14 protein-coding genes are annotated in these 13,968 nt (G+C 57.8%); 2 read left to right on the forward strand and 12 right to left on the reverse strand.

What is annotated here, in order from left to right; all coding sequences use genetic code 11:
- Positions 1 to 70 precede the first annotated feature (70 nt).
- The 5 genes from gntU to ACOTX4_RS19475 form a co-directional block, all read right to left on the reverse strand.
- The gene (gene gntU, locus ACOTX4_RS19455) at positions 71 to 1,411 is read right to left on the reverse strand and encodes a gluconate transporter (RefSeq protein WP_003861572.1); all 1,341 of its coding nucleotides are present in this window, start codon (positions 1,409 to 1,411) and stop codon (positions 71 to 73) included.
- Positions 1,412 to 1,414: 3 nt separating this feature from the next.
- Positions 1,415 to 1,942 carry a gluconokinase gene (gene gntK, locus ACOTX4_RS19460; RefSeq protein WP_003861569.1) on the reverse strand — a complete coding sequence of 176 codons (528 nt, stop codon included), beginning with the start codon at positions 1,940 to 1,942 and terminating at the stop codon, positions 1,415 to 1,417.
- A gap of 126 nt (positions 1,943 to 2,068) precedes the next feature.
- A complete protein-coding gene (gene gntR / locus ACOTX4_RS19465; protein ID WP_003861567.1) occupies positions 2,069 to 3,064 on the reverse strand; it encodes a gluconate operon transcriptional repressor GntR in 996 nt (331 codons plus the stop codon).
- Positions 3,065 to 3,155: 91 nt separating this feature from the next.
- On the reverse strand, positions 3,156 to 3,851 hold the full coding sequence (locus ACOTX4_RS19470) for a pirin family protein (RefSeq protein WP_003861565.1): 696 nt from the start codon (positions 3,849 to 3,851) through the stop codon (positions 3,156 to 3,158).
- Between the two features lie 123 nt (positions 3,852 to 3,974).
- Positions 3,975 to 5,012, reverse strand: coding sequence for an oxidoreductase (locus tag ACOTX4_RS19475; protein WP_045330033.1), 1,038 nt, complete (start codon positions 5,010 to 5,012; stop codon positions 3,975 to 3,977).
- 258 nt (positions 5,013 to 5,270) lie between these two features.
- Between ACOTX4_RS19475 and yhhY the strand changes: the two genes are divergently transcribed.
- Positions 5,271 to 5,759, forward strand: coding sequence for an N-acetyltransferase (gene yhhY, locus ACOTX4_RS19480; protein WP_003861561.1), 489 nt, complete (start codon positions 5,271 to 5,273; stop codon positions 5,757 to 5,759).
- A gap of 87 nt (positions 5,760 to 5,846) precedes the next feature.
- On the opposite strand, the gene ggt is transcribed toward yhhY, so the two are convergent.
- On the reverse strand, positions 5,847 to 7,592 hold the full coding sequence (gene ggt / locus ACOTX4_RS19485; protein WP_072201895.1) for a gamma-glutamyltransferase: 1,746 nt from the start codon (positions 7,590 to 7,592) through the stop codon (positions 5,847 to 5,849).
- A 121-nt stretch (positions 7,593 to 7,713) separates the two neighbouring features.
- Between ggt and ACOTX4_RS19490 the strand changes: the two genes are divergently transcribed.
- Positions 7,714 to 8,085, forward strand: coding sequence for a DUF2756 family protein (locus ACOTX4_RS19490; protein WP_022651960.1), 372 nt, complete (start codon positions 7,714 to 7,716; stop codon positions 8,083 to 8,085).
- Here ACOTX4_RS19490 and ugpQ read toward each other — a convergent pair.
- The 6 genes from ugpQ to livF form a co-directional block, all read right to left on the reverse strand.
- Positions 8,075 to 8,815: a glycerophosphodiester phosphodiesterase gene (gene ugpQ / locus ACOTX4_RS19495; RefSeq protein WP_022651961.1), complete on the reverse strand. Its 741-nt coding sequence runs from the start codon at positions 8,813 to 8,815 to the stop codon at positions 8,075 to 8,077. The genes ACOTX4_RS19490 and ugpQ overlap by 11 nt on opposite strands.
- On the reverse strand, positions 8,812 to 9,882 hold the full coding sequence (locus tag ACOTX4_RS19500; RefSeq protein ID WP_003861554.1) for a sn-glycerol-3-phosphate import ATP-binding protein UgpC: 1,071 nt from the start codon (positions 9,880 to 9,882) through the stop codon (positions 8,812 to 8,814). The genes ugpQ and ACOTX4_RS19500 overlap by 4 nt, the downstream gene beginning before the upstream one ends.
- Position 9,883: 1 nt before the next feature.
- Positions 9,884 to 10,729, reverse strand: coding sequence for a sn-glycerol-3-phosphate ABC transporter permease UgpE (gene ugpE / locus ACOTX4_RS19505; RefSeq protein ID WP_023314971.1), 846 nt, complete (start codon positions 10,727 to 10,729; stop codon positions 9,884 to 9,886).
- Positions 10,726 to 11,613 carry a sn-glycerol-3-phosphate ABC transporter permease UgpA gene (gene ugpA, locus ACOTX4_RS19510; RefSeq protein WP_003861551.1) on the reverse strand — a complete coding sequence of 296 codons (888 nt, stop codon included), beginning with the start codon at positions 11,611 to 11,613 and terminating at the stop codon, positions 10,726 to 10,728. The genes ugpE and ugpA overlap by 4 nt, the downstream gene beginning before the upstream one ends.
- Positions 11,614 to 11,685: 72 nt before the next feature.
- Positions 11,686 to 13,002 (reverse strand): sn-glycerol-3-phosphate ABC transporter substrate-binding protein UgpB, encoded by a 1,317-nt coding sequence (ugpB, locus tag ACOTX4_RS19515; RefSeq protein ID WP_045330030.1) that lies wholly within the window; start codon positions 13,000 to 13,002, stop codon positions 11,686 to 11,688.
- 251 nt (positions 13,003 to 13,253) lie between these two features.
- Complete coding sequence (gene livF, locus ACOTX4_RS19520) at positions 13,254 to 13,967, reverse strand: high-affinity branched-chain amino acid ABC transporter ATP-binding protein LivF (protein ID WP_022651964.1); 714 nt, start codon at positions 13,965 to 13,967, stop codon at positions 13,254 to 13,256.
- Position 13,968 lies beyond the last annotated feature (1 nt).

The following is a 13,968-nucleotide window of genomic DNA, read 5'->3' on the forward strand; positions in this document are numbered from 1 at the left end:
AAACGGCGATCCTTGATTGCCGTTTTTAGTGTTTGCTCCCTCTCCCCGTGGGAGAGGGAGAAAACCGGGATCAGCTCAGCAGCGTAAACGCAATCATCCCGACAACCGCACCCGTCGTGCCGAGGATGGTTTCCATCAGCGTCCAGGTTTTCAGGGTTTGCGCTTCGGTTGCGCCGGTAAATTTACCGAACAGCCAGAAGCCTGCATCGTTCACGTGAGACACCACAATCGAACCACCCGCGATACAGATAGAGAGCGCCGCCATCTGCGCGCCGGAGTAGTTCAGCTGTTCAATCACCGGCATTACCAGACCCACGGCGGTTAAGCACGCCACGGTCGCGGAGCCCTGAATGATACGCACCGCCGCGGCCAGCACAAAGCAGGTGACCGCAATCGGCAGGCCCATTCCGGTCAGCGCTTCGCCCAGCGCCGGGCCAACGCCGGAATCCACCAGCACCTGCTTGAACACGCCGCCCGCCCCGATCACCAGCAGGATAATCCCCGCCGGTTGCAGCGCGGCACCACAGATCTCCATCACGCGGTCTTTCGGCATGCCCTGACGCATTGCCAGGCCGTAAATCGCGACCAGACACGCCACCAGAATCGCAGTGAACGGATGACCAATAAATTCGAACCATTCGTAAGCGGTTGACCCCACCGGCACAAAGCGTGCAGCGATGGTTTTCAGGCCCACCAGCACCAGCGGCAGCAGGATCAGCGACAGACTGAAGCCGAAGGACGGCATTTTACCCTCGCCCAGGTGCGGCTCGGTGATGTCGTCCGGAATGTGCAGCTCAACGTAACGGCTGATAAAGTTTCCCCACAGCGGACCGGCGATAATCATCCCCGGGATCGCCGCACACAGGCCAATCAGGATCATCCAGCCAAAGTCAGCATGCATCTGGGAGGCCAGCAGCATCGGCGCAGGCCCCGGCAGCAGGAACGCCGCCGCCGCCGCCACGCCCGCAAACAGCGGAATGACCAGCTTCACGAGGTTAGTACCGGTATGGCGCGCCATGGAGAATGCGACGCTTATCAGCAGCACAACGGCCACTTCAAAGAACAGCGGCAGTGCACAAATCAGCCCTGCCAGACCAATCGCGTAGTGCGCACGGCTGTGCCCGAAGGATTTCAGCATCTTGACCGCAATCTGATCGACCGCGCCCGTCTCGTGCAAAATCTTGCCAAACATCGCGCCCAGTGCCACCACAATGGCCAGGAAGCCGAGCGTGCCGCCCATCCCTTTTTCCATCGTCGCCGCGATTTTGTCGAGCGGCATGCCGGAAAAGAGACCAGCACCAATAGAAACCACCATCAAAGCAACGAAGGCGTGCATACGTGCCTTCATCACTAAAAACAGCAGCAGCAATACGGAACCCACTGCTGTCAAAACTAGCGTTAATGTACTCAAAACTTACTGCCTTTTATTAATAACCTCGATGGTGCTGGCAACAACACCTTCCAGCGGCTGATCGATATCAACCACTAAGACATCCTGCTCGTCAGCACCCGGCTCCTGCAACGCTTCGAACTGCGTTACCAGCATCTGGGTTTTGAAGAAGTGGCCTTTACGCGCCTTCAGGCGGCTTTCAATCACCCCGAAATCGCCTTTCAGGTAGATGAAAGAGAGGTTCGGGTTGCCGTCGCGCAGCAGGTCGCGATAGGTTTTTTTCAGCGCGGAACAGACGATCAGGGAGACTTTATTGGTGCGCTGCATCGCGAACGCGGCGTCATTCAGCGCCTGCAACCACGGTTTGCGGTCGTCGTCGTTCAGCGGCTCGCCGGAAGCCATTTTCATGATGTTGCTACGCGGATGGAGGAAGTCACCATCAAGAAACGCAGCCTGGAGTTGATGCGCCACTTCGCTCGCCACGGCAGATTTACCGCTACCGGACACGCCCATCAGGACGTAAACGTGGTGATCGTGATTAGTCGTGCTCAAAGGGTGTCCCTCAGTCAATTGTTACGGGTAACAGTTATCGGTAACATTGTCCTGCCGGGGCATAAGAGAAGCAATATCCAAACGTGCGCGAAGTGAATAAGTGTGAGCTACTTCAAATTTGTCGGATTAAATAGATCCACCCGGTGACAAGGTGAAACCTAAATCTAACATTTTAGGGGTAACTGCCTCACCACGAATGCGCGCCAGCAGGCGTTCTGCACCAATGCGGCCCATGCGTTCACGCGGGGTCAGGACGCTCGCCAGACGCGGCTCCATCACCTGGCCAATGTCGTGGCCGTGGAAACCGGCAATCGCCATATCATCCGGGATTTTTAAACCCAGACGCTGGCACTCAAACGCCGCGCCGACCGCAAGGTCATCGTTGGTACAGAAAATACCGTCCAGTTGCGGATACTCGCGTCGCGCCTGACGCATCAGCTCAATACCCGACGTGTAAGAAGAAGATTGCTCCACCATCACGCTGTACGGGGTTAAACCGGCGTCGAGCATCGCCTGCTCGTATCCCTTCTGTTTGATGATAGTACGTTCATCCAGACGCGCACCCAGATAGGCCACATGGCGATGACCGCGGGCGATGATCGCCGCCGTCATCTGACGCGCCGCTTCAAAGTTATCGAACCCCACGGCGATGTCGAGGCACGGCGACTGGCTGTCCATCAGCTCCACCACCGGAATGCCTGCCACTTCAATCATTTTCAGCGTGCGCGGGGTGTGAGTACGTTCCGTTAAAATCAGGCCGTCGATGTTCCAGGAAAGCATCGATTCAAGACGTTCCTCTTCCAGTTCCGGCTTGTACCCGTAGTGGGCGAGCATGGTCTGATAGCCAAACGCATCGGTGACGCTTTCGATGCCACGCAGCACTTCGGCGAATACCTGGTTGGTTAAGGAAGGAAGCAGGACGCCCACCGCACGGCTGGTCGCATTGGAGAGAATATCGGGCGCGCGGTTGGGGATATAACCCAGTTCATCAAGGGCGGCGGCAATCTTGCCACGCAACGCCACGGAAACCTGTTCCGGGTTACGTAAAAAACGGCTGACCGTCATTTTGGTCACACCGACGCGATCGGCGACATCCTGAAGTACGGGGCGTTTCTTTTTCATCGTCCTGAGAAATCTTGAAGTGAGAGATTTGCTCAGTTTATCACGGACAAAGCTCAACCTTCCCCGTTTAAAGGGAAGGTTGAGAAATTATTTAGACCGGCGGCAGGTCAAACAGCAGAATTTCACTTTCGCTGTCGGCATGCACGGAGAGCGCCTGCTCATCCCAGACAGCCAGGCCATCGGCGGTTGTCGCTTTGGTGCCGTTGATGGACACTTCACCTTTCACAACCTGGATCCACACGCGGCGGTTAGCGGCAATCTGGTGTACAGACTGTTCATCTTTCGCCAGCGCCCAGCGGTACAGCTCCATATCCTGATGCACTTTCAGGGAACCTTCACGCGCATCCGGGGACAGCACCAGCTGTTTGCCCTGTTTCGCGTCGAAGCGGCGCTGCTCGTAGCGTGGCGTGATGCCGGTCTCTTCTGGAATGATCCAGATTTGATACAGGTGCAGTTTTTCCGTTTTGCTCGGGTTGTACTCAGAGTGACGCACCCCGGTACCCGCGCTCATAATCTGGAACTCGCCCGCCGGAACCTGCTCTTTGTTGCCCATGCTGTCCTGGTGCTCAACCGCCCCTTCCAGCACATAGGTCAGGATTTCCATGTCTTTGTGCGGGTGGGTACCGAAGCCCTGGCCTGCATCAATCACGTCGTCGTTAATCACGCGCAGTGCGGAGAAGCCCATAAAGTTCGGGTCGTAGTAGTCGGCAAACGAGAATGAATGCCATGAGTCCAGCCAGCCATGATTCGCGTGACCACGTTCGTTTGCTTTGCGTAAGTAGATCATTGTTTTCACCCTTAGTTCGTTTCGATGGAGTAAGTGTGGACGCAAACGCCCTGGGATCATAGAGGGTGAAAATTGACTCCTCTGTTCAAAAATTGTGAACAAGCGAAGAGGAGCCATTTTTGCTTATCTGGCGAGGGTTACCGTGGCAGGAGATGCCTGTTCGAAGGCCCGTTCGAGGATTTCCAGGTTGGTCAGAACGTCAGATTCCTTGACATAATTCGGCGCGCCGGTGGCGAGGGTGTCATACAGCGCATCGTAGACGCGTCCATAGTCGCCCGTTTGCGGCTTTAGCTCTTCCCTGACCGTCAGGCCCTCGTCGTTCACGTACTCCAGCACGCCCACGGAATCATCTGCCGCAAAGCCCGGTTCACCCGGCATGATATTGGCCTTCAGGCTGGTCTCCTGTTGGTCAATACCGTACTTGATAAAGGAGCCTTTCTTGCCGTGAACGATAAATTTCGGGTAGTCGATTTTCACCAGATGGCTGGTTTTTACGATGGCTTTCAGGTCGCCGTAGAACAGCTGTGCTTCAAAGGTATCGTCCGGGTTGGCCTTATTGCGCAGGCTGCGGATGTCATACGCCACGTGGTCCGGGCGGCCAAACAGGGAAATAATCTGGTCCATGGTGTGCACGCCCAGACCGTAGAACGACCCGTCCTGCGGCAGTCCTGGCTGGGTTTCCGCCACCGGGCGGTAGTAATCGAAGTGGCTTTCGATTTCCACGATCTCGCCGAGTTTGCCGCTCTCAATCGCCTTTTTCGCCGTCAGGAAGCAGCTGTCAAAGCGTCGGTTCTGGTACGGCGTGACGGTCAGGCCTTTGCTTTTCGCCAGCGCAAAGAGTTCCTTCGCTTCGGCGATGGTCGGAGTGAACGGTTTTTCCACCAGCACGTTTTTACCTGCTTCCAGCGCGCGTTTCGCGTAGTCAAAGTGGCTGTCGGCGTGGGTACAGACCACCACCAGCTTCACCTGCGGATCATTTAACACTTCATCAAGATCGCTGGTGAAATGAATATGGGAATACTGCGGAGACTGTTCTTCCGGCTTCGCGCTGCGGCGGTAGATATGAGCGACGTGCCAGGTCTCTTTACGGTTGAGAACATACGGAAGGTGGTAACGCGTGGTGCTTTTGCCAAATCCAATAAATGCGCAGTGTAGTGTCATGGCTCAGTCCTTTTTCGAAGGTTGCTGAGTCTAACCATAACAAAAAAAAAGCCAGCTAAAAGCTGGCTAAAGTAATACTGGAAGCAATGTGAGCAATGTCGTGCTTTCAGGTTCCCGTAGGAGGTCTTCCTGAACGCAGAGCAATAATAATCATTCTCATTCGCACTTGTCCAACACTTTTTGCAAAAAATAGCGATTGACTCAACTTTTAAAGTCACTGATGTTGGAGGGGACTTTTAACTGACTGAGGAACAAGGAATGAGTGAGATAGTGATACGCCACGCTGAACCGAAAGATTACGACGCCATTCGTCAGATCCACGCCCAGCCGGAGGTGTACCACAACACGCTACAGGTTCCTCATCCTTCAATGGAAATGTGGCAAATGCGGCTAGGCGAACAGCCGGGCATTAAACAGCTGGTTGCCTGCATTGATGATATCGTGGTCGGCCACCTCACCATTGATGTCGCCCAGCGACCACGCCGCAGCCACGTTGCCGATTTCGGTATATGCGTTGGCGCAGAGTGGCATAACCGCGGCGTGGCCAGCGCGCTGATTCGCACCATGATCGATATGTGCGACAACTGGCTGCGCGTCGACCGCATCGAGTTAACGGTGTTTGTGGATAACGAACCGGCAATCGCGGTGTACAAAAAGCACGGGTTTGAGATTGAAGGCACCGGCAGGCGCTATGCCCTGCGCAACGGCGAGTATGTGGATGCGTATTATATGGCGAGGATGAAGTAATGAGTTGCCGGGTGGCGGCTTCGCCTTACCCGGCCTACGTCCGTGCCGTTGTAGGCCCGGTAAGCGCAGCGCCACCGGGCAACAAAATCAATACCCCGCCGTTAAATCATCCACCGAACGCGGGTCCGACGCGCCAAACAGCGCGCCATCCGGTCCGACCATAATGCTCTGGGTGCTGCCCATCGCCTCCTTCACCGCCACCTTCTGCCCGCGCTGCTCAAGCAGCTTGAGGGTGTCCGGGCTAAAGCCCTTCTCCACGCGCAACTCGTCCGGCAGCCACTGGTGATGGAAACGCGGCGCATTGGTCGCTTCGGCGACGTTCATCCCAAAGTCGATGCTGTTCACCACCATTTGCAGTACGGTGGTGATAATCCGGCTCCCGCCAGGGCTGCCGGTCACCAGCCAGGTTTTGCCGTCTTTCACCACAATGGTGGGCGACATGGATGATAGCGGGCGCTTCTTCGGCCCTACCGCATTCGCATCGCCGCCGACCAGGCCGTAGACATTCGGCACGCCCGGCTTGGCAGAAAAATCATCCATCTCGTTGTTCAGCAAAATACCGCTGTTGCCCGCCACAATCCCGGTGCCGAAAGTGGTGTTAAGCGTGTACGTTACCGCCACCGCGTTACCGTCTTTATCTACCACCGAGAAGTGGGTGGTCTGGTTACTTTCATACGGTGCCAGCTTGCCAGGGCGGATCTCGCTCGACGGCTTAGCCTTGTTGATGTCGATCTCGTCGGCAATGGATTTGGCGTACGCCTTGTTGGTCAGCGCCTGCCACGGCACCTTCACGAAGTCCGGATCGCCAAGGTATTCCGAGCGGTCAGCGTAGGCGCGCTTTTCCGCCTCGGCCATCACCTGCATGGCATCCGCGCTGCCGAAGCCGAACTTGTGCATATCGAAGTTTTCCAGAATATTGAGGATCTGCACGATGTGAATGCCCCCGGAGGACGGCGGCGGCATGGAGAAGACCTCGTAGCCGCGATAGGTGCCGCTAATCGGCTCGCGCTCCACCGCCTTATATTCCGCCAGATCCGCTTTGGTGATCAGCCCGCCGTTCTTCTGCATCTCATCCGCAATCTGATCGGCAATCGGCCCCTTATAGAAGGCATCCGGACCGTTTTCGGCAATCAGTTCGAGACTTTTTGCGAGGTTCTTCTGCACCAGCTTATCGCCCTTCTTCAGCGGCTCGCCGTCTTTCCAGAAGATAGCCTTGCTGTTCTCATGATTGGGAATAACTTCGCTGCCGTAGGTTTTGAGGTCGTCCGCCAGCGCGTCGTTGACGACGAAGCCGTCGCGCGCCAGCCTGATGGCAGGCTGCACCACTTTATTCAGCGGCAGCGTGCCGTATTTTTCCAGCGCCAGCGAGAAGCCCGCAACGGTGCCCGGCGTGCCGGAGGCAAGGTGCGAGGTCAGGGATTTTTTACTGTCCGGATTACCCTGATCGTCGAGGAACATATCGCGGGAGGCCTGGTTCGGCGCCATCTCACGGAAGTCGATGGCCGTGGTTTTACCGTCTTTCGTGCGCAGCATCATAAACCCGCCGCCGCCCAGGTTCCCCGCCTGTGGATGCGTCACCGCCAGCGCATATCCCACCGCGACCGCCGCATCCACCGCGTTACCGCCCTGTTTAAGAATATCGACGCCCACCTGCGTTGCCAGCGCGTCAACCGAGGCCACCATGCCGTGCGTCGCCCGCACGGGGTGAAAAACATCCTCCTCCACGCCGTAAGAGACCGGTGGAGCGGCGGGCGGGTTGGCCGCCACGGTAAATGTGCCGCCTGCCATCAGCGCAGCGATGGCGACCCAGCGCAAAAAGGTTGGTTTCATCATTATTGTTCTCCAGGTAAAGGGCCCATATTCCCCGCTTAAGCCTGGTTCACAACTCTTAAAAAATCATCGTTATGCAGGAATGAGGATAAACTTAAGAGAAGCCTCAAAGGAGGAGATAACCATGAAACGATTACTGATCCTGACCGCGCTGCTTCCGTTCGCCGCGCTCGCACAGCCAATCAACACCCTGAACAACCCGAACCAGCCGGGCTACGTCATTCCGAGCCAGCAGCGTATGCAGACGGAGATGATGAGCCAGCAACAGCAGCAGAAAGGGATGCTCAATCAGCAGTTAAAGACGCAGACCCAGGTGCAGCAGCAGCACCTGCAAAACCAGATGAATACCAACACCCAGCGCGTACAGCAGGGCCAGATGCTTGAACAGCCGCTGCCTAATGCAAACGGTGGGATGTTAGGAGGCGGAGTATCGCAAAGCAGCGGTCAGCAGCACATGCTGCCGACCCAGCAGAACGGCAGTATGCTTAATAAATAAAGTTCGGCCCGATCTGGTCAATCGCATCGGTACAGATGCTGTCCACGCCCCAGCGCAGCAGCTCGGCTGCACGCTGGGGTTTGTTGACGGTATACACCAGGATATGCAGACCGGCCTCCTTCAACAGCGTCACGCGCGCTTCATCCAGCAGCTTATGGTTGAGGTGGATCGACACGCAGCCTAAGCGGGTCGTCAGCGCGCGCCAGTCTTCTCGCCACGCATCCAGCAGCAGCCCGCGCGGCAACTCCGGAACGGCGGCCTGTGCGGCTTCCAGCGCGTCGATATCAAACGACGACAGCAGCGGCGCGGTCATCCCTTCCCACAGCTCACGCGCGGCAATGGCAATAACTTTACCCGTCAGCGGCCCGGTGCCGGTGGTCGGTTTGATTTCAATATTGGCCATCATACCGTGTTGACGACAGCGGTCCGCCACTTCCGCCAGCAGCGGCAGCGGTTCGCCTTTGAATTCGCCGCTGAACCAGCTTCCGGCGTCCACCTTCAGCAGGTCACGCCACGGCAGTTCACCCGCCACGCCCCAGCCGTTGCTGGTGCGTTCGAGGTTGTCGTCGTGCAGCAGGAAAATTTCGCCGTCCTTCGACAGCTTGGCGTCGAACTCGATCATCGTGTGGCCGTAGCGTGCGCCAACGTCAATTGCCGCCAGGGTGTTTTCCGGCGCCAGTTTACCGCCACCACGGTGGGCGACGATGTGGGGGTAAGGCCAGTTGCTCATACTCGTTGTCCTGTTTCACCGTCAAATAAGTGCAGGTGATTTTCCGGCATATGCAGCCACAGCGTGCTGCCTGCTTTCGGGCGCTCCTGATGCGGCAGACGCACTACCAGCTTTTGCTCGCCCCAGCGTCCGTGCGCCAGGTTGTCTGCGCCCAGCATCTCCAGCGTGTCCATCACCAGCGGCACGCCGCCGTCCGCCTGAGACGTCAAACCAATATGCTCGGGGCGGATACCAAGCGTCATCTTACGCCCGGCGTAGCCACGATAGTACCAGTTGATCGGCAACGCCATCCCGCTTTCCAGCTCGAAGTGGGTTCCCGCCGCATTGATCCGCCCGTCCAGCAGGTTCATCGCCGGGCTGCCGATAAAGCTCGCCACAAAACGGCTGGCCGGTTTCTCGTAGACTTCCACTGGGGTGCCAATCTGCTCGGCGATGCCTTTGTTCATCACCATCACGCGCTGGGCGAGGGTCATGGCTTCAACCTGATCGTGGGTCACATAGAGGGACGTGGTTCCCAGCCGCCGATGCAGCTGCTGTAGCTCAAGACGCATCTGCACGCGCAGTTTGGCGTCGAGGTTTGACAGCGGTTCGTCGAACAGAAATACCGCCGGATCGCGCACGATGGCGCGCCCCATCGCCACGCGCTGGCGCTGGCCGCCGGAGAGCTCGCGCGGGCGACGCTTGAGCAGGCCGTCCAGCTCCAGAATGCGCGCGGCCTCTTTCACGCGCTCCTCGATATGGCCTTTGCCCATACCGCGAATTTTCAGCCCCCAGGCCATGTTCTCTTCCACGCTCATGTGCGGATAGAGGGCGTAGTTCTGGAATACCATCGCGATGCCGCGATCTTTGGGTTCCATCTCGGTAACGCGCTGGCGGTCAATCCAGATATCCCCGGACGTCACACGCTCCAGCCCGGCCACCATACGCAGCAGGGTGGATTTTCCGCAGCCGGACGGGCCGACCATCACGATAAATTCCCCGTCCGCCACGTCGAGCGTCAGCGGCTGAATGACCTGGGTTTTGCCGTCCCAGCTTTTGGTTACTGCCTGTAATTTTAAACCTGCCATCTTATTTCTCGCTATCGACCAGGCCGCGGACAAACGCGCGCTGCATGGCTAAAACAATGACTACGGGTGGGATAAGGGTGAGCAGCATCGCCGCCATCACCTGGTTCCAGAGGGTGGTGCCTTCGCCGGTGGCGATCATGCCTTTGATGCCTGCCACGGCGGTGCCGAGGTTGACGTCCTGAACAATCAGCAGCGGCCACAGATACTGGTTCCAGCCGTAGATAAAGGTGATCACAAACAGCGCCGCGAGATTGGTTTTCGACAGCGGCAGCACGATGTCGCGGAAGAAGCGCATCGGCGAGGCCCCGTCGATGCGCGCGGCTTCAATCAGCTCATCCGGCAGGGTCATAAAGAACTGGCGGAACAGGAAGGTGGCGGTCGCCGAGGCCATCAGCGGCAGGGTTAAGCCCGCGTAGCTGTCGAGCATCTTCAGGTTGGCGATCACCTCCACCGTCGGGAAGATACGCACCTCCACCGGCAGCATCAGGGTGATGAAAATCATCCAGAAAAACAGGTTACGCAACGGAAAGCGGAACCAGACGATGGCGAAGGCCGAAAGCATCGACACGGTGATTTTGCCGACGGTGATGCCGAACGCCATGATGAAACTGTTGAGCATCATCAGCCAGAACGGCGCGCTGTTAGCGCCCACGCCCTGTGTCCAGATAGTCTTCATGTTCTCGAAAAGATGCGTGCCTGGGATCAGCGTCATTGGCGTGTCGAACACCGCTTTGGTGTCCAGCGTGGCGGCGACAAAGGCCACGTACAGTGGGAACAGGATGACGAGGATGCCCAGGATTAGCAGGGTATGGCTGAAAATCGTCAGCCCGCGACGGTTCTCAATCATTGGTAGCGCACCTTACTTTCGACATAGCGGAACTGCACCACCGTGAGGATGATGACGAGGAACATCAGCACGACCGACTGTGCAGCAGAGGCTGAGAGATCAAGCCCGGCAAAGCCCTCGCGGTAGATCTTGTAAATCAGCGTGGTGGTTGCCTGCACCGGGCCGCCCGCGGTGGCGGCGTCGATCACCGGGAAGGTGTCGAAGAAGGCGTACACCAGGTTCACCACCAGCAGGAAGAAACTCACCGGGGCGATCAGCGGCAGCGACAGCCGGAAGAAGCGGCGCACCGGCCCTGCGCCGTCGATGGCGGCGGCCTCCACCAGCGAACGCGGGATAGACTGTAGCGCGGCAAAGAAAAACAGGAAGTTATAGCTGATCTGCTTCCACACCGAGGCGAACACCACCAGGAACATCGCCTGACCGCTATTCTGGGCGTGGTTCCAGTCATAGCCAAACTCACCCAGGAAGTGGGTAATCAGCCCGCGGCCCGGGTTAAACAGGAAGATCCACAGCACGGCGGCCACGGCGGGAGCCACGGCGTAGGGCAGCAGCATCAGGGTCTGATACAGACGGCTGCCCCGTACTACGTAATCCACCAGCGCGGCGAAAAACAGCGACGCGACAAGGCCGCTGACGGTGACCAGCGCGCTGAATTTGATCGTCGTCCAGAAGGAATCCAGGTAGTAGCTGTCGTGGAACAGCGCGGTAAAGTTGTCCAGCCCGACAAACTGGCTGGAAAGCCCGAACGGATCGACGCTTTGTACCGAGTACCACAGCGCTTCGCCCGCAGGCCAGATAAAGAAGATGACGGTGATGACCAGCTGCGGCGCGACCAGCAGATACGGCAGCCAGCGGGAACGGAACACCGGACGGGATGATGACATAGGTTAGCTCAGGTTGGTTTCCCCTCACCCCGTCCCTCTCCCAAAGGGAGAGGGTTAGTGAGGGCAAAAAGATTAAGACTTCGTCGACTGCTCAAAGCGGCGCAGCAGCTGATTCCCGCGCTCTACCGCGGAATCCAGCGCCTGCTGTGGCGTTTTCTTCCCGGTCCAGACGCTTTCCAGCTCTTCATCGACGATGGTGCGGATCTGCGGCATGTTGCCCAGACGCAGGCCTTTGGTGAACGGCAACGGCGGCTTGTTCAGCATCTGACGCGTCGCGATATCCGCGCCCGGGTTCTTGCTGTAGAAGCCCTGCTCGCGGGTCAGGTCGTACGCGGCTTTGGTGATCGGCAGGTAGCCGGTCTTCTGGTGCCACTCGGCGGCGTTTTCCGGCTTCGCCAGGAAGTCGAGGAACTCGGCCACGCCTTTGTAGGTGCCGTTGTCTTTACCCTGCATCACCCACAGGCTCGCCCCGCCGATGATGGCATTCTGCGGCGCGCCTTTGACGTCAGCGTCGTACGGCATCATGCCCACGCCGTAATTGAATTTGGCGTAGTGACGGATGTCTGCCAGCGAGCCAGATGAGGCGGTGGTAATGGCGCAATCGCCGTTGTAGAACTTCTCGGTGGATTCGTCTTTACGCCCGAAGTAGCTGAAGTCGCCCTTCTTATTGAGTGCTTCCAGCAGCGCGATGTGCTTCACCTGCTCCGGCTTGTTGAACTCCAGCACCGCGTCGGTACCGTCGAAGCCGTTGTTTTTGGTGGCAACCGGCAGGCCGTGCCAGGCGCTGAAGTTTTCAATCTGGATCCAGCCCTGCCAGCCGCTGGCGTAGCCGCACTTCATCCCCGCCGCTTTCAGCTTCGCGGTGTATTCGGCCAGGTCCTGCCAGGTTTTTGGCGGCTGCTCCGGATCTAAACCGGCTTTCCTGAAGGCGTCTTTGTTGTAGTACAGCACTGGCGTAGAGCTGTTAAACGGCTGGGACAGCAGATGCCCGCTTTTGGAATCCGAGTAGTATCCCGCCACGGTTGGCACGAACTGGGACTCGTCAAAGTTAATGCCCGCCTCTTTGAACACCTCGTACACCGGCTTGATGGCTTTGGAGGCCATCATGGTCGCGGTGCCCACTTCATAAACCTGTAACAGCGCAGGCGCGTTACCGGTACGGAAGGCGGCGATGCCCGCGCTCAGGCTCTGCTCGTAGTTGCCTTTGTACACCGGCACAATTTTGTAATCCGGGTGGGTGTCGTTGAAACGTTGCGCCAGGGAGTCAACCTCTTTACCCAACTCTCCTTCCATGGAATGCCAGAACGGAATGGTCGTCACAGCCATTGCGTTCGTCGCAAAAGCCAGACCCAGTGCCAGACCCAAAGCTGTGTGTCGTAACGATGTCATTGTCATCTCTCTTATTGTGCCGGGTGCGCGATATCACGCGTTTTATGCTCGCGAGGTAACATGACATGCTCGAATGACAGAAAAATAACTGTTTGTTTACAGACAGGTGACAGCCAGGCGTCAGAGGGATGATGGTTGTGTGAAGGGGTTTAGATGTTGGGTGCGGTCTGGTGCCCTCACCCCGGCCCTCTCCCACAGGGTGAGGGAGAAAACACTAAAAAAGGCAACTTGCGTTGCCTTTTTGCTTTTACCTATCCGCCCAGGTACGCGCTCCGCACCGCTTCGTTCGCCAGCAGCGCATCGCCGGTATCGGAGAGCACCACGCGCCCGTTCTCCAGCACATAGCCGCGGTCAGCGAGCTTCAGCGCCTGGTTGGCGTTCTGTTCGACGAGGAAGATGGTCATCCCCTCTTTGCGCAGCTGCTCAATGGTATCGAAAATCTGCTGGATGATGATGGGCGCAAGACCGAGCGACGGTTCATCCAGCAACAGCAGACGCGGCTGGCTCATCAGCGCGCGGCCAATCGCCAGCATCTGTTGCTCGCCGCCGGACATGGTGCCCGCGCGCTGAATACGACGCTCCCACAGGCGCGGGAAGAGTTCGTACACCCACTTGATGCGGGTCTGGTATTCATCCCGGTGGGCGAAGAAACCGCCCATCGCCAGATTCTCTTCCACCGTCATGCGGGAGAATACGCGACGCCCTTCCGGGACAATCGCCACCGCTTCACGCATGATTCTGGCGGTCTGCCAGTCGGTGATGTCTTTACCATCAAACACAATCCGCCCGCTGGTGGCGCGCGGGTCGCCGCACAGGGTGCCGAGCAGCGTGGTTTTGCCCGCGCCGTTAGCCCCAATCAGGGTGACGATTTCGCCCTGATTAATATGCAGGCTGACATCGTGCAGCGCCTGAATTTTGCCGTAGTGCGCGTTGACCTTGTCGAACGTTAACATCGCTTTTTCCATC

Source organism: Enterobacter cloacae complex sp. IR5459, assembly GCF_049238005.1.
In the GTDB taxonomy this organism is placed as follows: Bacteria; Pseudomonadota; Gammaproteobacteria; order Enterobacterales; family Enterobacteriaceae; genus Enterobacter; species Enterobacter hormaechei_C.